Annotated in this window: 15 protein-coding genes; 13 read left to right on the top strand and 2 right to left on the bottom strand. The window is 56.2% G+C overall.

Going from position 1 to position 16,915, the window contains the following annotated elements:
* Nucleotides 1–10 precede the first annotated feature (10 nt).
* The 3 genes from C7459_RS07130 (at nt 11) to C7459_RS07120 (ending at nt 3,383) form a co-directional block, all read left to right on the top strand.
* Nucleotides 11–517, top strand: a complete 507-nt coding sequence (locus C7459_RS07130; RefSeq protein WP_170119327.1) for a 2'-5' RNA ligase family protein — start codon at nt 11–13, stop codon at nt 515–517.
* A gap of 118 nt (nt 518–635) precedes the next feature.
* On the top strand, nt 636–2,015 hold the full coding sequence (locus tag C7459_RS07125; RefSeq protein WP_109687824.1) for a TldD/PmbA family protein: 1,380 nt from the start codon (nt 636–638) through the stop codon (nt 2,013–2,015).
* Between the two features lie 12 nt (nt 2,016–2,027).
* On the top strand, nt 2,028–3,383 hold the full coding sequence (locus C7459_RS07120; RefSeq protein WP_109687822.1) for a TldD/PmbA family protein: 1,356 nt from the start codon (nt 2,028–2,030) through the stop codon (nt 3,381–3,383).
* Nucleotides 3,384–3,427: 44 nt separating this feature from the next.
* Here the strand turns inward: C7459_RS07120 and C7459_RS07115 are convergent, their stop codons facing one another.
* The gene (locus C7459_RS07115) at nt 3,428–4,648 is read right to left on the bottom strand and encodes an MFS transporter (RefSeq protein ID WP_170119326.1); all 1,221 of its coding nucleotides are present in this window, start codon (nt 4,646–4,648) and stop codon (nt 3,428–3,430) included.
* Between the two features lie 106 nt (nt 4,649–4,754).
* Here C7459_RS07115 and C7459_RS07110 point away from each other — a divergent pair, with 106 nt between their 5' ends.
* The 5 genes from C7459_RS07110 (at nt 4,755) to nth (ending at nt 12,682) form a co-directional block, all read left to right on the top strand.
* Nucleotides 4,755–5,204, top strand: a complete 450-nt coding sequence (locus C7459_RS07110; RefSeq protein WP_109687818.1) for a DUF441 domain-containing protein — start codon at nt 4,755–4,757, stop codon at nt 5,202–5,204.
* Between the two features lie 13 nt (nt 5,205–5,217).
* Entirely contained in the window at nt 5,218–6,024 is an 807-nt protein-coding gene (locus C7459_RS07105) for an MmgE/PrpD family protein (RefSeq protein WP_170119325.1), read from the top strand.
* A gap of 293 nt (nt 6,025–6,317) precedes the next feature.
* Nucleotides 6,318–10,898 carry a glutamate synthase-related protein gene (locus C7459_RS07095; RefSeq protein WP_109687812.1) on the top strand — a complete coding sequence of 1,527 codons (4,581 nt, stop codon included), beginning with the start codon at nt 6,318–6,320 and terminating at the stop codon, nt 10,896–10,898.
* Between the two features lie 216 nt (nt 10,899–11,114).
* Nucleotides 11,115–12,017 carry a DMT family transporter gene (locus C7459_RS07090; protein WP_109687810.1) on the top strand — a complete coding sequence of 301 codons (903 nt, stop codon included), beginning with the start codon at nt 11,115–11,117 and terminating at the stop codon, nt 12,015–12,017.
* Nucleotides 12,014–12,682 carry an endonuclease III gene (nth, locus tag C7459_RS07085; protein ID WP_109687808.1) on the top strand — a complete coding sequence of 223 codons (669 nt, stop codon included), beginning with the start codon at nt 12,014–12,016 and terminating at the stop codon, nt 12,680–12,682. The genes C7459_RS07090 and nth overlap by 4 nt, the downstream gene beginning before the upstream one ends.
* On the opposite strand, the gene C7459_RS07080 is transcribed toward nth, so the two are convergent.
* Nucleotides 12,679–13,437, bottom strand: coding sequence for a TRM11 family SAM-dependent methyltransferase (locus tag C7459_RS07080; RefSeq protein WP_170119324.1), 759 nt, complete (start codon nt 13,435–13,437; stop codon nt 12,679–12,681). The genes nth and C7459_RS07080 overlap by 4 nt on opposite strands.
* Nucleotides 13,438–13,582: 145 nt before the next feature.
* Between C7459_RS07080 and C7459_RS07075 the strand changes: the two genes are divergently transcribed.
* The 5 genes from C7459_RS07075 (at nt 13,583) to C7459_RS07055 (ending at nt 16,825) form a co-directional block, all read left to right on the top strand.
* Nucleotides 13,583–13,939 (top strand): Lin0512 family protein, encoded by a 357-nt coding sequence (locus C7459_RS07075; protein ID WP_109687804.1) that lies wholly within the window; start codon nt 13,583–13,585, stop codon nt 13,937–13,939.
* Nucleotides 13,940–14,082: 143 nt separating this feature from the next.
* Complete coding sequence (locus C7459_RS07070; RefSeq protein ID WP_211320356.1) at nt 14,083–14,694, top strand: C40 family peptidase; 612 nt, start codon at nt 14,083–14,085, stop codon at nt 14,692–14,694.
* 64 nt (nt 14,695–14,758) lie between these two features.
* Nucleotides 14,759–15,706: a cysteine synthase A gene (cysK, locus tag C7459_RS07065; protein ID WP_281272752.1), complete on the top strand. Its 948-nt coding sequence runs from the start codon at nt 14,759–14,761 to the stop codon at nt 15,704–15,706.
* Nucleotides 15,707–15,710: 4 nt separating this feature from the next.
* Nucleotides 15,711–16,049 carry a rhodanese-like domain-containing protein gene (locus tag C7459_RS07060; protein WP_109687799.1) on the top strand — a complete coding sequence of 113 codons (339 nt, stop codon included), beginning with the start codon at nt 15,711–15,713 and terminating at the stop codon, nt 16,047–16,049.
* Complete coding sequence (locus tag C7459_RS07055) at nt 16,049–16,825, top strand: SDR family NAD(P)-dependent oxidoreductase (RefSeq protein ID WP_109687797.1); 777 nt, start codon at nt 16,049–16,051, stop codon at nt 16,823–16,825. Before C7459_RS07060 ends, C7459_RS07055 begins: the two co-directional genes overlap by 1 nt.
* Nucleotides 16,826–16,915 lie beyond the last annotated feature (90 nt).

Raw genomic sequence — 16,915 nt, 5'->3', positions numbered from 1 at the left:
AGATGAGGGAGTGAAAAAACGCGCGATCCATATCTTTCCGCGCTTTACGAACGCTGAGGAGATCGACCTGTTGCGCCAGAAATTTGACCCGCTCGCCGGGTTGATACCCTTCCATCTGACCTTGGTGTACCCTTTTGAAAGCACGATGACGGCGGAGGAACTACAGGCGCACTGCATGGAAGCCCTGCGTGGCTGTCAGCCTTTTCCCCTGACGCTCCAAGGGATTACCGGAACACCGGAGTGGTATCTGTTTTTGAACGTCAAGCAAGGGAACGATGGAATCATCGACCTGCATGATCGCTTGTACAGCGGTCCGCTACGCCGCTTCCTGTACCGGAAAGTGACGTATATCCCCCATCTGACCGTCGGTCGTCTCCACAATGCAGAGGCGTTCGAAGCAGCACTCGACGCGACGCAAGCGTTCGAGCACACGTTTACGTGCCAAGTTGAAGAAATCACGGTGGAAGTCATCGAAGCGGATGAGTCGTCCACGGTGGAGGGAACCGTCCGCCTCTGACAAGAAGGCGGACGTTTTTTTTTGGTAGCCTGAGATGACCTTCTGATCGGCGGAGAAGGTCTTTTTTGTTCGGAACGAGAAGATAGAGGAATACAATATTGGTAAAGGGGGTTAAGGGATGCTGAGTCAAGCAGTGGTAGAGGATGTTTTGCTGGCTGCCTTAGAGACTGGCGGGGACTTCGCAGAGGTTTTCGTAGAAGATAAAACGAGCTCGACGATTCAAATGCTCGGCGGTACCGTGGATACAGCGGTGTCCGGGAGAGATTTTGGCGTAGGGATTCGCGTCCTGAACGGCGTGTTCGCCGTCTATGCGTATACAAATGATTTTTCGCGTGAAAATTTAGTCAAGGTGGCGCGCAACGCCGCACAAGCGATTCGCGGTCAACAGTTCGACCATTCGATCGACCTGCGCAAATCGCTGATTACGCCGCACCATGAGATAAAACTGTTGCCCAATGACGTGAGCAAGCATCGCAAAATCGACTGGATGCGCCGTGCTCATCACGCGGCGAGCAACTATGATCCGGTGATCTCGCAGACGCGCATCACGTTTCTCGACGAAGAGCAGAACGTGTTGATCGCCAACTCGGATGGACTGTTTGTCGAGGACCGCCGCGTGCGCGGACGGATGGTGATCGAGTCGTTCGCCTCGCGCGGAACGGAGAAACAATCGGGACAGTACGGGCCAGGGGCACACCAAGGTTTGGAGTTTTTCGATGAACTGGACATCGAGCGGTACGCACGGGAGACAGCGCGCACGGCGAAGGCGATGATCGACGCGGAGTTTGCACCGAGTGGCAAGATGCCTGTCATCATCGACAACGAGTTCGGCGGTGTTATCTTCCACGAAGCTTGCGGGCACGGTTTGGAAGCGACGTCGGTCGCCAAAAACGCTTCGGTGTTCGCTGGCAAATTGGGCGAAATGGTCGCGTCTCCGCTGGTGACGGCCATCGACGACGGGACGATTCAAAATGGTTGGGGCTCGCTGAACATCGACGATGAAGGGTCTCCGACTCAGCGCAATGTGTTGATTGAAAATGGCGTGCTCAAAGGCTATCTGATCGACAAGCTCGGTGCGCGCAAAATGGGCATGGCTTCGACGGGTTCTGCGCGTCGCCAAAGCTACCAGTACGCACCGACCTCGCGCATGAACAACACGTTCATCGCAGCGGGGAACTCGACGCCTGAGGAGATCATCGCCAACACGGAGTACGCGCTCTATGCGAAATACATGGGCGGCGGTTCGGTCAACACGGCGACAGGTGACTTCAACTTCGCGGTTCGCGAAGGCTATATCGTGCGCAACGGCAAAATTGAAAAGCCGGTGCGTGGCGCGACTTTGATCGGTAAAGGCATCGAGGTGTTGCAAAAGATCGATAAGGTCGGCAACAATCTCGGCTTTGGTCAAGGCATGTGTGGTTCTGTCAGCGGCAGCATCCCGGCCGATGTCGGCCAACCGATGATTCGCGTCTCGGAACTGACCGTTGGCGGTCGCTAGGAGGTGGCAAGCATGGAGATGATTCAATTCAAAGACTTGTTGTTCAAGCGTGGTGCGGCGGTCGGGTTCTCCGACATGGAGATCTACTTCCAAGCGGATCGCGACACGACGGTAAAAGTATTCAAGGGCGAGATCGACGCCTACAACATCTCGGAAAAAGCAGGTCTGTCCTTCCGCGGTGTGTACGATGGCAGGATGGGCAACTCCTTCACGGAGAAAATTGACGAGGACGCGATCGATCTGCTCTTGAAGCAGGCGCGTGAGAATGCGGAGATCTTGGTGCAGGGAGAGAGCGAAGAGATCTTCGCTGGCTCGGAGCACTATGTGGCGATGCGCGATGAGGCAGAAGGGTTGCGTCGAGCGACGCCCGACCTGCTGATCGAGACCGCCAAACAGTTGGAGTCGGTGGCGTTGGCAACCGACCCGCGCATCGACTTGGTCAACTACTGCATGGTCATCAACAGCGAATCCGAACTGACGATCATGAACACGAAAGGCTTGAACTGCCACACCAAAAGCAACATCGCCATCGCGTACATCTCCGCAGTGGCCAAGGAGGACGGTGACGTCACGTCGTCTGTAAAATCGGCGTTCGCTCTGAAGGATCTGGGCGAGATCGAGGCAGAGGAGTTGGCGAAGGGCACAGCAGGAGAAGCGGTGGGCAAACTCGGTGCGCAGACGATCGAGTCGGGACTTTACCCGGTCATTCTGCGTCATGATACGGCCGCTTCGCTTCTGAAAGCGTTTGTAACGGTGTTCTCCGGCGAGTCGGCACGCAAGGGACTAACGCTCTTGCAAAACCGCGTGGGTGAGCAGGTAACAGGTGTGAACGTGACGCTGGTCGACGACCCGCACCGCATCGATGCACCAGGGTCGACGCCGTTTGACTCTGAAGGCATGGCGACGAAACGTCATGACGTGATCCGTGACGGTCAACTTGTCACGTTCCTGCACAACCTCAAGACTGCGAAGCACTTTGGCGTTGAGTCGACAGGCAACGCGCACAAGTCATCGTATCGAGGAACGGTCTCCGTACAGCCGAACAATCTCTACATCGAGCAAGGTGACCAGTCGTTGGAAGCGTTGATTGCCGGAACGGAGCGTGGGCTGTTGCTCGTCGAACTGCAAGGGATACACGCGGGCACGAACGCTGTGTCCGGGGACTTCTCGTTGTTCTGTATCGGTCATCTGATCGAGAACGGCCAAGTGGTGCGTCCGGTTAACCAGATCACGGTATCGGGCAACTTCTTGGAACTGCTGAACAACGTGGAAGCGGTAGGTGACGATCTGTACTTTAACGGCTTTGGGCGCGGAGCTTGCGGTTCGCCTTCGCTGAAGATCAAGTCGTTGGCGATTGCAGGAAAGTAGTTGGGGAAAAAAAGAACGGGCAGCTGCGGCTGACCGTTCTTTTTCTATGTGGTGGTGCGGGTTCGGGTGCGCGTATAGACGAGAAAGCATAGAACGGGCACGGTGAGCAAGGCGGTCATCGTGGCCAGCAGCACTTGGAAGCTGGTGTAATCAAAAAGCAGACCGCCGCACAGCGGGCCGAGCATCCGTCCGACAGTGGCACCGCTTCCGATAAAGCCTTGCAGGAAGCCGATGCGCGATGGCGGAGAGAGCTGGGCGACGGCTGCCGGGATCACCGGCCAGAGCAACATCTCGCCAAGCGTTAACAGCACCATCCCGGCAACGAACACCGCATAGCGGTCGTGGTTGGTGAGCAAGAGCACGTAACAGAGGAAAAAGAGGGCGACGCCGAGGAACAGTTGCGAGGAGAGCGACTTGCACCAGCGCGCGATGGCGGCGATCAGTGGCTGCCCGAGGAAGATCACAAGTCCATTCAATGTCCACAAGCGGCTGTACTCCGCCAGCGAGTAGTTTTCTTGCATGGTGACGGCGATGGAGCTCTGCCATTGGACGTAGATGATCCAGAGCACGACACAACCGGTGAATAACGACGCGATCGGCAACCAAGGAATGGCGGGTTCACGTGTGGAGCTATCTGTAGCGTTCACAGTGTCGAGTTCGCTCGTAGCCGCTTGTTCAGCTAAGGCTTGTGGAACTTCTCGCTCGCGTATCGGCTTTGGGTCACGGATGAAGACGAACACGAAGCAGAGGAATACGACCATCGTGCCTGCCGCGGAGAGGAAGGCGAGGTGAAACGAATGCGCGGCGACGATCCCACCGATTGCAGTCCCAGCGGCGACGCCGAGGTTGTTGGCGACATAGAGGAAGTTAAAGGCCCGGCGTCCGCCCTCAGGCCACACCTTGGCAGCCAACGCAAACATCGCAGGTGAGACGAGCGATGCGGTGAAGCCGAACAGGAACATGACCGTCACATAGAGCGGCCAGTTTTCCACGAAACCAGGGATGGCGATCAAGGAAGCAGAGCAGATCAACCCTGTCAGCAGCACAGGGCGTGCGCCGAAGCGGTCGTACAGCATGCCGCCAGTCAGTTGTCCAATCGACGCTCCGGCGGAGTGCAAGAGCAGAACCAGACCCGCGACGGTGAGCGGGCGACCCATGTGTTCGTGGATGTAGATCGAGTTGAGCGGCCACAAAAAGGACAGGCCTCCAATGTTCAAAAAGCACCCAGCTGCTAGCAGCCAGAGAATTTTCGGATACGTGCGCACAAAAGACAACCTCCTAGATATTTCGGTGCCTGAACCATTCTATCATGATTTGCTCTGTTTCGGCGTCTTGACTTATAGTTAACGTAAGGATGAAAGGAAGTTGAGTATGGAAATCACCAACCTGTTGTTATTGGGGTTGCTGGCTGTTGGAATCGTGGGCAACAACAATTCGGTTTCGATTGCTGTGGCTGTGTTGTTGTTAATCCGGCTCCTGCACCTCGACCGTGTGGTGCCCTATCTGGAAAGCTATGGCTTGCAAGTGGGTGTGATCATCCTCACCATCGGGGTGCTGGCTCCGTTGGCGAGTGGGAAGATCGGGTATGAGGATCTGATCAAAACCTTCCTGAACTGGAAGTCGGTCCTCGCGATTGGTATCGGGATCTTCGTCTCCTACCTCGGTGGGCGTGGCATTCCGCTGATGTCAGCCAATCCCTTGATCGTCACAGGGCTGATGATCGGAACGATCATCGGTGTGGCCCTGTTCAAAGGCGTGCCGGTGGGCCCGTTGATCGCGGCTGGGATGACCGCAGTGATCCTCGGTGCGCTGCAAAAGTAAAGGAGTGTGTACGGTGCAACAATGGGTTGAACGAGCGAGAGCCTGCCAGTGGCAGGATTGGGACTACGAAGAGACGATCAAGACGAAACTGCTGTTCCTGCGCTATCTCGGCACTTGCTTTGCCAAAAGCGGGGAGGAGGAAGCGGTGCGCCTCGCTGAACAGCTAGAATCCTACGGCGGCGTCGAGCAAGCGACGGTGTTTGCGTCCGTTCGATCGATGCCCGCCCCTCAGGCGGCTTTTTGCAATGCTGTGTTGAATGCGGAGGCTCCACTTGTGTACCCGGTTGTGCTGGCAGCGATCGAGGCGCAGAACAAAGGCGGCCAAGAACTGATCGCCAGCTTGATCGCAGGCTTGGAGGCGACCTATCGTCTAGGCCAGCATCCACAGGCAGAACTCCTTGGGGCACTGCTTGGCGCGGCACATGCGTATGAGTTGGACGAGGATGGGTGGCAGGTGCTGCTAGGGTTGGTGCTTGCTCGGTACTCCAGCGGTGAACAGGTTCCGCAATCAGGCTTGGCGCGTGGGGCTCTCGCACAGGAGTTGGTTGTGTCAGCTGCGATGGCCTGTGAGGAATGGAGTGCGACGGTAGCCATTCGTATGGAACTGCCAGAGGAGTGGTTGAGCGCGCTCGAGCGAACTTCGGACAAGCCGGGGATGAAACTGTTCCTGCTGGCGCTTGAAGTCAATGCAGACGCTGTGGTCGCGGAGTTTCGCACGCTGGCAACGGGTCGAATCCCGGCACATCATCTGGAATACTACATAGATGCTGTCATGGGGTTGGAGGATGTTTGTTGTCTGCCACAGTTTTTTCGCAAGTAACGAAAGCAGGAGGGAGAGGCCGTGCCGAGAGCGCGGCCTTTTTTTGTGGCAAGGTGAATGAATGATTCATATATGGTGTATTGGAATCCTATACATTTTCGTATGGACTTTTCTTGCGAAGTCCAATCTCATATTATTTATTGCACAATCTAGGCGTGAAAGGGCTTTCATCGAAAATAACTATGAGTATGGCTTCGAAAATATTGTGTCAGAGGCGGACAGACCTTTGTATTTATATCCGAAATTGTTTATAATCTGATATATCGAAACGAATGATGGAGGTGGAGTGACCAATGGCCAACAACAACCTAGGCAAAAAACTCGTGGAGGAACACGATGCTTGTGGGATTGTTGCTGCAGTCGAAACGAGCGGCCAGCCGACCCATGAAAACGTACAGCGCATCCTAGAAGCACTCATTCAAATGAATCATCGAGCTGGATTCATTGATGGTGAAGGGGACGGTACGGGGATTCTGATTGATGTGCCTCGTAAACTGTGGACAAAAAAACTGATGAAAAACGGTCTTCCAGGAGTATGGGCTGACCACGAGCAATTCGGCGTGGCGCATCTATTTGTTCCTAAGACCGATGAACATATCATGCAAGGCTGGATGGAGGACGTCCGCCGCAAGTTTGCGGACAATGGTCTCGCCATCCTGTTGGAGCAAACCGATGCGGTGAACACGCAAGCGCTTGGGCCGAAGGGGCGCCAAGAGGAGCCTTTGTTCTGGCAGCTGGCGTTTCGCGCCGACGAGCAAGCGGAATCACCAGCACCAGTTGGAGCGGCGTATGAGGCGTTGCTGTTCCGTCTGACCTGTGCAATTGAAGCAAGCACGCCGATTCACGTCTGTTCGCTGAGTCCCTACAGCGTGGTCTACAAAGTGCGCGGTTCGGCGGAGTGCTTGCTGAACTATTACCCAGACCTGCAAAATCCGGAGCTGCGTTCGGCAGCGACGGTGGGCCATAACCGCTATTCGACCAATACCTCCACCGTGTTTGAGCGCGTGCAACCGTTCTCGTTGCTCGGTCATAACGGGGAGATCAATACGATCAAGCGACTGCGCGAGGAAGCCGAGATGCTCGGCATTCAACTCGTGGAGGGCGGCTCTGACTCACAGGATATGAACCGCACGATTGAAGGGCTGATCGCAGAGTATGGCTTCTCGCTGTTTGAGGCGATGGAGATGATCTTCCCGCCGATCGTCAACGAGATCAAGAATTTCAATAGCGATCTACAAGACCTCTACATGTTCTACCGTTCCGCATGGGGTCCGTTCGCCCAGGGTCCGGCAGGCATCGTATCTCGCTATGGTCGGGAGTGTCTGTTCGGCGTCGATGCACTTGGTTTGCGCCCATTGTGGCGCATGCAGACAGAGACGTCGACGTGGTTCTCCTCAGAACAAGGCGTGGTGCCGCTGCGTGAGATGATCGCGGAACCGCGTCCACTCGCACCGGGTGAGAAGATCGGGATCAAACTGACCGAGCAAGGCGCGCTGGAATTGCCGTACCACGAACTGCAGGTGGAGATCTTGCAACGTGCCAGCAAGCGTTACTCGTTCGCCAACTTCCGCCGCTCCATCAAGTTTGGTGCACCGCGCGCAGAGTTCATGAACGGCGAATTGACAGTGGAAGTTGCCAAGCAAGAGTCACCAGAGGAACGCGAGCGTTTGTTGGCGGCGTTTGGCTGGGAAGCGGAACATCTCGATCTGGTTGACCATCAGTCCAGCACGGGGATGGAACCGATCCGCTCACTCGGCTACGATGGCCCGCTGGCCATTCTGAGTTCTGAACGTCAGAATTTGGCCGATTATTTCAAAGAGAGCGTTGCCGTCGTCACCAACCCGGCGATCGACCGTGAGCGTGAGATCGAACACTTCTCGACCCGTGTCGTAGTTGGCCCGCGCCCGTCGTTGCTGGGTCACCAAGGCATCGTCTACCGCCGTGTTGAATTGCAGACACCGCTTCTGCTGGGTGGGCACCGTCGTACCGCGCCGCTTTCTCGGGATCTGTACCGCCCGCTGGCACACAAGCTCGGCACCTATCTCTTCGAAGACTTGTTGCGCGAGTTTGAAGATGTGCAACATGCGGTCGCCGTGTTGAACATCAACCGTGAACATGGTGAGAACGTGCCGGAAGCGCTCCAACGACTGACCCAAGAGGCAGTTGAAGCGGTAGTTGGAGGGGCGCATGTACTGGTGCTGGATGACCGCTTCACGTTCCGTCATGGGGCGGGTTACCTCGACCCGCATCTGATCACCTCTGCTGTGCATCTCGCGCTGAAAAACTACCCGGTGGCAAAAAAGGCCGACAACCTCCGCCGCCGCGTCTCGCTCGTGCTCCGTTCGGCGGGTCTGCGCAACTTGCATGACATCGTGATCGCCATCGGTCTTGGCGCAGATTCGGTCAACCCGTATCTGCTGTGGGAACTCGCGTCGCACACCGAACCGCTTGCGATGATCAAAAACCTCTACGATGCTTTGCAAAAAGGTCTGGAGAAGGTGATCTCCACACTCGGTATCCATGAGTTGCGTGGCTATGACCGACTGTTCTCCTCGATTGGGTTCCATCCAGAGTTGGCGGCGCACTTCGGCACACCGAACTTCTATGGTTCCGATCAAGGTGGGCTGTCGTTCACCGATTTGGAGAAGGACGCGGTTGATCGTGAAGCGCTGATCCAATCGCCGGAAAAAGCCCGCGTGGCGCGGGGCTATCATGTGTACCCGCGTCTGTGGAAACTGGTCAGCGACGTTGCCCAAGGCTCCAAACCGTATGAGGAATATACGGAGAAAGTACAAGAGCTGGAGGCGAAAAACCCGATCAGTCTGCGTCATCTGCTCGCACCGAAAGTGGTGGAGGAGAGCCTTCGTCCAGCGCTGGAGAAAGTTGACGTCTCCGTTGGTCAGCACTCGCTACCGTTCCTGATTTCTAGCATGTCGTTCGGGTCACAAAACGAGACGGCCTTCCGAGCCTATGCAGAAGCCGCCTATCGTCTCGACATGATTTCACTCAATGGTGAAGGTGGCGAGATCAAGGACATGATCGGCAAGTACCCGAATCATCGGGGGATGCAGATCGCGTCCGGTCGCTTCGGGGTCAACATCGAGTTGCTGAACTCCGCGAACTTGCTGGAGATCAAGATCGGCCAAGGGGCAAAACCTGGCGAAGGCGGTCATCTGCCGGGCACGAAGGTTTCAACCAAAGTAGCAGCGGCACGGAACGCCCAACCAGGCACCGACCTGATCTCGCCATCGAACAACCACGATATCTATTCCATTGAAGACTTGGCGCAGATGATCGACGAGTTGAAGATTGCCAACCCGAACGCCCGCGTTGCGGTAAAAGTCCCGGTCGTGCCGGGCATCGGCACGATCGCTGTCGGCGTCGCCAAAGCAGGCGCAGATGTGATCACGGTCAGTGGCTATGATGGCGGCACAGGGGCTGCTCGTGCCCATGCGTTGCGCCATGTCGGCTTGCCGACGGAAATTGGTGTGAAGATCGCGCATGAAGAACTGGTTGCCTCCGGTCTCCGACATCTCGTGGAACTCTGGGCGGACGGCGGGATCAAAAATGGTCTCGATGCGATGAAGATGATCCTGCTCGGTGCCAACCGGATCGGCTTCGGGACACTTGCGATGGTTGCCGTCGGCTGTACCGCTTGCCGTGGCTGTCACAAGGACACGTGTCACGTTGGGATCGCGACCCAGATGGATTCGGTGGAGGAAGCGAAGGAAAAAGGGCTCAAAATGTTCGTCCCGCGTGAACTCGACCAGTCGATTGATCGTCTGGAACGGTTCTTCTCCGGAATTGGACACGAATTGAAGCAGTGGACGGCGAAGCTCGGTGCAACTCGCACCCAAGATCTTGTCGGGCGTGCAGACCTGCTGGAGCAAGTCAAGTTGAACACCCGACTCGACCTGAGCGGGTTGTTGAAACCGTGCGTGATCGAGTCAACCGTGCAAGTTCCGGCCGTGCGTCTCTCCAGCGTTGGTGTAAACTCGTTGACAGAGCGCATGTCGATGGAAGCCGTGACGGAGATGGCAGCAGGCGGCGGGATCGTTTCGCGCAACGTCGAAGGCGCGATCACCAGCGACCGTGTGCTGGGCAGTCACCTGTCGGGCAATCTGACCCGCCATCGCTTCAAGGGCGAACAGTTCCAGAAAGCGTCGGTCCGTCTGGACGACGGCACAATCGCTGGCAACGGCTTTGCTGCGTACAACACGACCGGTGTACACTTCCGCGTACAAGGTGGGGCACAGGATGGTCTCGGCAAGACCTCGTATGGCGGGAAAGTGATCGTGTTGAAAGGTTTGAACAAAAACGGCGAGCGTCTCAACGGTTCTGCCGGTAAAGGCCTCGGGTATGGCGCGCAACGCGGTCTGTTCATCGTCCAAGGCGTTGCTGACTCCCGTGCAGGGATTCGCTTGTCAGGGGCGGATATGATCTTCGGCCAGCGCATGACCGAACCGCTCCACGATGAGTACGGGATGTTGGGCGCGCGTTCACAGATCAAAGGCTTCGCGTTCGAGTACATGACCAACGGTCGTGCGCTCGTGATGGGCGATCCAGGTCCGTGGATCTGCTCTGGCATGACAGGTGGTGCAGTCTATCTCCGCTTGCAACCGGAACTTGGTCTGACCCAGCAAGCCTTGCGCCGCCGCATCGCCAAAGGGGCGAAAGTGTCGCTCGTTCCGCTCGACCGAGCGGGCATCCGTGATGTAGAAGAACTGTTGACCATCTACAAGTCCGAACTGCTGCGCTCCGGTCAAACGGAGGAAGCGGCCATTATCGAAGACCTGTTGATCAGTCCGGCACAGAACTTCGTCATGATCAAACCGGGGCATCTGCAAACCGATCAGGATATCGCAACAGAGTAAGAAGCGTAAACATGCACATGACTGTGAACATGAACGAGAAGTTATTTGACGCGAGACTATCTCATTTGTTCGACGAGAGACTTCCTCAGTAAAAGGAAGTCTCTCACTGGAGGAGTTCTCGACGATGGCAGACTTCATCCAACGGATGGGGTCTGCCTTTTTTCGATTCGATGTACTACAATGAAGCTACTCTATAGTCCGAAGGTGGAAACACTCTTGAATCGATCCTCTCTAGGCGTCCTACTGGTCCTCCTCTCCGCCGCTTGTTATGGCGTGATGTCCATCTTCGCCGTCTATGCGTACCAGGACGGAGCGACAGTCCTCGGACTGTTGACGATCCGTTTTGCGCTGGCTGCGGTGCTTTTCTTTCTCTACATCTTGGGCAAGCGTGTGCAGTTGCAGATCACGCTCCGGCAGGTTCTCTCGTTATTCGTCCTCGGGGGTGTGTTCTACACGGTGATGTCGTATACGTTTTTCACTGCGGTGCAATACATCTCGCCATCGCTTGCTGCCCTGATCCTGTACAGCTACCCGGTGTTCGTCGCCCTGCTGTCCGCCTTGATCGACAAGGAACGGCTGACCCGGCGCATCCTGCTCTCGATCGGGTTGGCGCTGCTGGGTCTTGTGCTGGTGTTAGGCACATCGTTTGACAACGTGAGCCCGCTCGGTGTGCTGCTGGCCATTGTTGCCGCGCTGGTCTACTCGTTCTACATCGTGCTGAGCAACCGCGTCGTCAAAAGCGTCCCACTTGTGGTGACGAGCGCATTCATCACGCTGTTTGCTGCGATTTCGTTCGCGGTGATCTCGCTCGGCATGCATCAATTGCAGTTTGATTTTGGCTCAAAGGCGTGGCTTGCGATCGGTGGGATCATCCTGTTCCCGACGATGATTGCGATGAGTACGTTCTTCTACGGGTTGCGCATCATCGGATCAACAAGAGCCTCGATCTTGAGCATGGTCGAGCCGCTGGTGACGATCACCGCATCTGCGCTGTTGTTCGACGACTCGCTTACCGTGGCCCAATGGTTTGGTGGAGGCGCGGTGTTGCTCGGTGCGTTGCTGGTTGTACTCGCTCGTGAACAGAAACAGTTGGAAGGTAGGAGTAAACGAACAGCATGAAAAAAGCAGAGATTCCCGTCTTGATCGAACATTTGCAACACCTGTACCCAGATGCGACCTGCGAACTGATCCATCGCAATCCATTCGAACTCTTGATCGCGGTGGTTCTGTCCGCCCAATGCACGGATAAATTGGTGAATGAAGTGACACCTAGTCTGTTTGAAAAATACCCGACTCCTGAAAGGATGGCGGGGGCAACGCAAGAGGAGATGGAGGACGCGATCCGTCGGATCGGTCTGTTCAGGAACAAAGCGAAGAACATCGTGGAGACAAGCAGGAGATTGGCGGAGGAGAAGGCTGGAGAAGTGCCAAACGACTACGACTACCTCGTCAGTTTACCTGGCGTTGGGCGCAAGACGGCCAATGTGGTGCTGAGCACCGCGTTTGGCGTGCCGGCGATCGCAGTAGATACACACGTTGATCGCTTGTCACACCGCCTCGGCTTGACGAAAGCGACCCATGTGCTGGAGACGGAGAAAGACCTGATGCGCAAACTGCCGCAGGAACACTGGACGTTCACGCACCACGCGTTGATCCTGCACGGTCGGCGCGTTTGCGTGGCGCGCAGTCCGAAGTGTGGACTGTGCCCCCTGCAAGAGATTTGTAGCCAGTACAAAAAAGACGATAAGGTGGCGTCGAAGCCTCGCCAAGCGAAGACCAGTTAGTAGGTCTTCGCAGGGCGCTTCGGCGCTTTTTGTTTCTTCTGAAAAATCATCAGATACTCGCCCGCGTGCAGGGGGGCAGGCAGTTGTGATACGGGTGTACGAGCGTCGTATAGGTTGACGACAGAGAATCCACGGGACAGGAAGCGATGCACGAGTTGGAACCCGAGTGGCATCGTGCGCCCACGATCCTTGATGTCTCCGATGAGGATGACGCAGTATCCATCTGGTTTGAGCACCGTGTAGAGTTCGGCGGCGACCCCTTCAATCGCGGCGAGAAAGTCGCGCGAGGAGAGCAGAGAGAGGTCGGCGGGGAGGTTTTTCGAAAAGGCGTGTGTATGACCGTATGGAGGTTGGGTGACGACGAGATCTACCGATTCGGAACCGAGCAGATCGGTGAGATGGCGGGCGTCCTCGCAATGCAAAGTGTCAGGGGCGTGGCCGAGACGGTCGCGAAGATCCGCGATCAGCGCAGGGTTGCAGTCGACGCCAATCGCGCGACGGCCCATCCAGAGCGCTTCGGCATAGGTGGTGCCAGAACCGAGGAAGCAATCGAGCACCGTATCGCCCGGTCGCGAATAGGATTGAATCAACTTGCGGACGAGCAGAGGAGAGAAGGAAAGGGCGAAGGTTCCCGGCTCCTCACGCTCGAAATGGGGAGTGCTCCATGCTGTTGACAGCAAGTCGAGCTGCGCCGCTTGGGCAAGCGGACGCGCGTTGCGAACTGCAGATTGGGAATGATATGCGGGAGTTGCCATTGAAACCTTCACTCCTTTCAGACTCTGTAGGTCTATTGTACTGCGCAGAGGGAGTTTTGACAAGAACATATGTTCTGTATGTTGCTGAAGAGGTAGATTCGGTATGCTGGTACATGGATAATTCGACTAGAGGAGGGAAATTTTAATGACTGTGATCTTTATCGAACTAGGGATGGGCGTCGACTTGCACGGACAGGATGCGACCGTAGCCGCGGTGCGTGCCTGCCGTGACGCGATTCAGGAAAATTCGATGCCGGGCCTGCGCTCGATCTTGCCGGGCAACGACATCAACAATATGAAAGTGCGCGTCAAACTGGGCGTTCCAGTACCGGCAGAACAGGTGGACGTGGAACTCGTCAAAAAGTCCTTCCCCTACGGTCAAGTCAGCGTGGAGATCGTACCGGGCGGATTGATCTGCTCCAGCGGTGTCGTCCTGCCTGACAAGGGCGACAAAAACGACGAAGTGATCATCGTGAACGCGGCGGTGGAAGTCGGTTTCTAAGTCCTAGCTGTTCTGAGTCGGTGGACAAGCCCCATACAGTAAAGTAGGAAAAGATGAGATCACTCAGTCTGGAGCACCCCTTTGCGCTCCTGTACCAGAGTGATTTCCTTTTTCTATCCAGACGGAAGGGGACTATCAGACTCATGTACCGAAGGCGTTCCGTTTTGACCTTTGCAATCCTGATCTTGATCCTCACGATCTCCCTGTGGGCCACCGACCCTGAAAACCAGCAGATCGTTGCACCAAAAACACTCAGCGTCGAGCCTGTGCGCCACGAGCAGTTGCAGGCTGAACTCTCACTTTCTGTCCGCCATCTGCTCGCCTCGCGCTCGGTCCAGATGTTGCAACAAGCACAGGCGGAACATAAAAAAATCGGCAAGCGCGTTGCCGATTCTGCCGTTCATTATGTGGGCACCCCCTACGTGTGGGGCGGTACCAAACCCAGTGGATTTGACTGTTCGGGTTTCACCCAATACATACTCAAGCAATACGGCGGGATCGCGGTGCCGCGCAATTCCTATGACCAGTTCAACGTCGGACAAACGGTCAGCAGGCAAGAACTGCAACCGGGCGACCTCGTGTTTTTCTCCACCTATGCCCCCGGTCCCTCACATCTGGGCATCTATGTCGGAGCGGGCAAGTTCGTTCACGCCCTCAATCCTGAAAAAGGTGTCACGACCTCAACGCTCGACACCGATTACTACAAAACCCGCTTCGTCGGAGCTCGTCGTGTGATCGGAAGCTCTGCGTTGTAAGGTACTTCATTGACACAGAGGGGAAAACATGCCACGATTGACGGTGAAACTTACCTATTAGGAGATGGTTGTCGTGAAAGTGGTTCACAACATCTCGGAGCTGATCGGCAACACGCCGGTCGTCAAGCTGAACAAGCTGGTCACACCGGAGATGGCGGATGTGTACGTCAAGCTGGAAATGTTTAACCCGAGCCGCAGTGTCAAGGACCGGGCGGCTTCGAATATGATTTTGGAAGCAGAGCGGATGGGGCTGTTGCAGCCGGGTGCAACGATCATCGAGCCGACGAGTGGCAACACGGGCATCGGACTCGCGATGGTCGGTGCAGCCAAGGGCTATCGCGTCATCCTCGTGATGCCGGATACGTGTACCAAGGAACGCATCGCGATCCTCCGCGCTTACGGTGCCCAAGTAGAACTCTCACCCGGATCACAACGCATGACCGGAGCAGTTGCTGTCGCGCAAAAACTCGCCGCAGAAATTCCCGGCTCGTTCGTGCCGATGCAATTTGAGAACCTGCACAATCCTGACGTACATCGGCGTACAACCGCCCTTGAGATCCACCAGCAGATGGAAGGTCGTCTCGATGCATTCGTCGCCACCGCTGGAACTGGCGGTACGATCACGGGGACAGGGGAGAAGCTCCGAGAACTGATTCCCGGTCTGCGGGTCTTTGTCGTGGAGCCGGAGTCGTCGGCCGTCCTCTCAGGAGAACCAGCAGGCTCGCACAAGATCGTAGGGACCAGTCCTGGGTTTGTGCCCGCGATCTTGAACCAAGGCATCTACGAGGAAATCTTCAAGATCACATGCTATGATGCACAGGATATCACTCGACGCCTCGCCCGCGAGGAAGGCCTGCTCGTCGGCACCTCGTCAGGGGCCGCCGTCCACACCGCATTGCAGGTGGCGCGTCGCTTAGGTCCAGGTCATCGTGTGTTGTGCATCGCCCCGGACACAGGAGAGCGCTATCTGTCGTCCGACTTATTTGATTGTGATACAGACAAGGAGTGTTAAACATATGTCCAACAAAATCATCGACGGTGTTCCGCAAATCGACGCCGAAGGTCTGAAGGAAATCATTGAAAGCAAAAAGGAAATCGTCCTCATCGACGTCCGCGAACCGCACGAATACGATGCCGGTCACATCCCTGGCGTTCCGCTCGTGCCGATGAACACGATCCCGAGCAAAATGTCCGAACTTGAAAAGGACAAGGAATACGTCTTCATCTGTCGCAGTGGCAATCGCAGCCATCAAGTGGCACACTACTTAAAAGCAAACGGCTTCTCGAACGTGCACAACTTCTACGGCGGCATGATGTCATGGAAGGAACCGGTCAAGACCGGCATGGAGGAATAATGTCGGGATCCCTTCGCGACAAGATCGTGTTGATCACCGGCAGTTCCAGCGGGATCGGTCGCGTGGCGGCTTTGAAGTTTGCCGCCGCTGGAGCGATTCCGGTGCTGGCGGCACGGTCGGTTGACAAATTGCTCGATGTAGCCGCTGAGATCCGGGAGCGGTACAGCATCGACGCTCCGGTGTTTGAATTGGATGTGCGCTCGAACCAGCAAGTGGATCAGGTGGTCTCTGAGGTGTTCGGTCGCTTCGGACATATCGACATCCTCGTCAACAATGCAGGCTACGGTCTGTTCCGCGACACCGTTGAGATGAGCAACGAAGAGATCGAGGACATGATGGCAGTCAACTATTTCGGCCTCGTGCGCATGACAAAAGCGGTGTTGCCGTCGATGCTCGAACGTCACAGCGGGCACATCATCAACCTCGCGTCGATCGCCAGTTTTTTTGCCACTCCGACGCATGGCGCTTACGCCGCAACGAAATTTGCGGTGCAGGGCTTTTCCGAAGGATTGCGATTCGAATTGCACGGAACGGGTGTACACCTCTCGACAGTCAATCCTGGGCCGGTCGACACGCCGTTTTTTGACCGTGCAGATCGTAGCACGTTGCCCAAGATGACGAACTTCCTGCGTGCAGAGCAGGTGGCGGACGCGGTGTTGCGTGCAACTCGCGAGCGCAAGCCGGTCTACATCCTGCCCCGAATCGGCCGCGTGGGGTTGGCGTTGCGCCATCTGTTCCCAGGTGTTTATCACAGAGCACTCGCCCGGAAAAAGTAAAAAGCGGCAGTTCGCCGCTTTTTACAGGTAGGGTATTCGAAGAACTCCTCGGTTGGAGCACTGGGGTTTCTCTACATAGGCAAGGGATAG

The sequence above is a fragment of the Tumebacillus permanentifrigoris genome, assembly GCF_003148565.1.
GTDB lineage: Bacteria > Bacillota > Bacilli > Tumebacillales > Tumebacillaceae > Tumebacillus > Tumebacillus permanentifrigoris.
Note: the sequence above shows the minus strand (reverse complement) of the source record. Positions and strands in the feature narration are given on the sequence as shown.

Excerpts from the sequence above, each read along its gene's own strand:
- C7459_RS07125 (WP_109687824.1), top strand. The coding sequence starts at position 636 with ATGCTGAGTCAAGCAGTGGTAGAGGATGTTTTGCTGGCTGCCTTAGAG.
- C7459_RS07120 (WP_109687822.1), top strand. The coding sequence starts at position 2,028 with ATGGAGATGATTCAATTCAAAGACTTGTTGTTCAAGCGTGGTGCGGCG.
- C7459_RS07110 (WP_109687818.1), top strand. The coding sequence starts at position 4,755 with ATGGAAATCACCAACCTGTTGTTATTGGGGTTGCTGGCTGTTGGAATC.
- C7459_RS07095 (WP_109687812.1), top strand. The coding sequence starts at position 6,318 with ATGGCCAACAACAACCTAGGCAAAAAACTCGTGGAGGAACACGATGCT.
- nth (WP_109687808.1), top strand. The coding sequence starts at position 12,014 with ATGAAAAAAGCAGAGATTCCCGTCTTGATCGAACATTTGCAACACCTG.
- C7459_RS07080 (WP_170119324.1), bottom strand. The coding sequence starts at position 13,437 with ATGGCAACTCCCGCATATCATTCCCAATCTGCAGTTCGCAACGCGCGT.
- C7459_RS07075 (WP_109687804.1), top strand. The coding sequence starts at position 13,583 with ATGACTGTGATCTTTATCGAACTAGGGATGGGCGTCGACTTGCACGGA.
- C7459_RS07070 (WP_211320356.1), top strand. The coding sequence starts at position 14,083 with ATGTACCGAAGGCGTTCCGTTTTGACCTTTGCAATCCTGATCTTGATC.
- cysK (WP_281272752.1), top strand. The coding sequence starts at position 14,759 with ATGGTTGTCGTGAAAGTGGTTCACAACATCTCGGAGCTGATCGGCAAC.
- C7459_RS07060 (WP_109687799.1), top strand. The coding sequence starts at position 15,711 with ATGTCCAACAAAATCATCGACGGTGTTCCGCAAATCGACGCCGAAGGT.
- C7459_RS07055 (WP_109687797.1), top strand. The coding sequence starts at position 16,049 with ATGTCGGGATCCCTTCGCGACAAGATCGTGTTGATCACCGGCAGTTCC.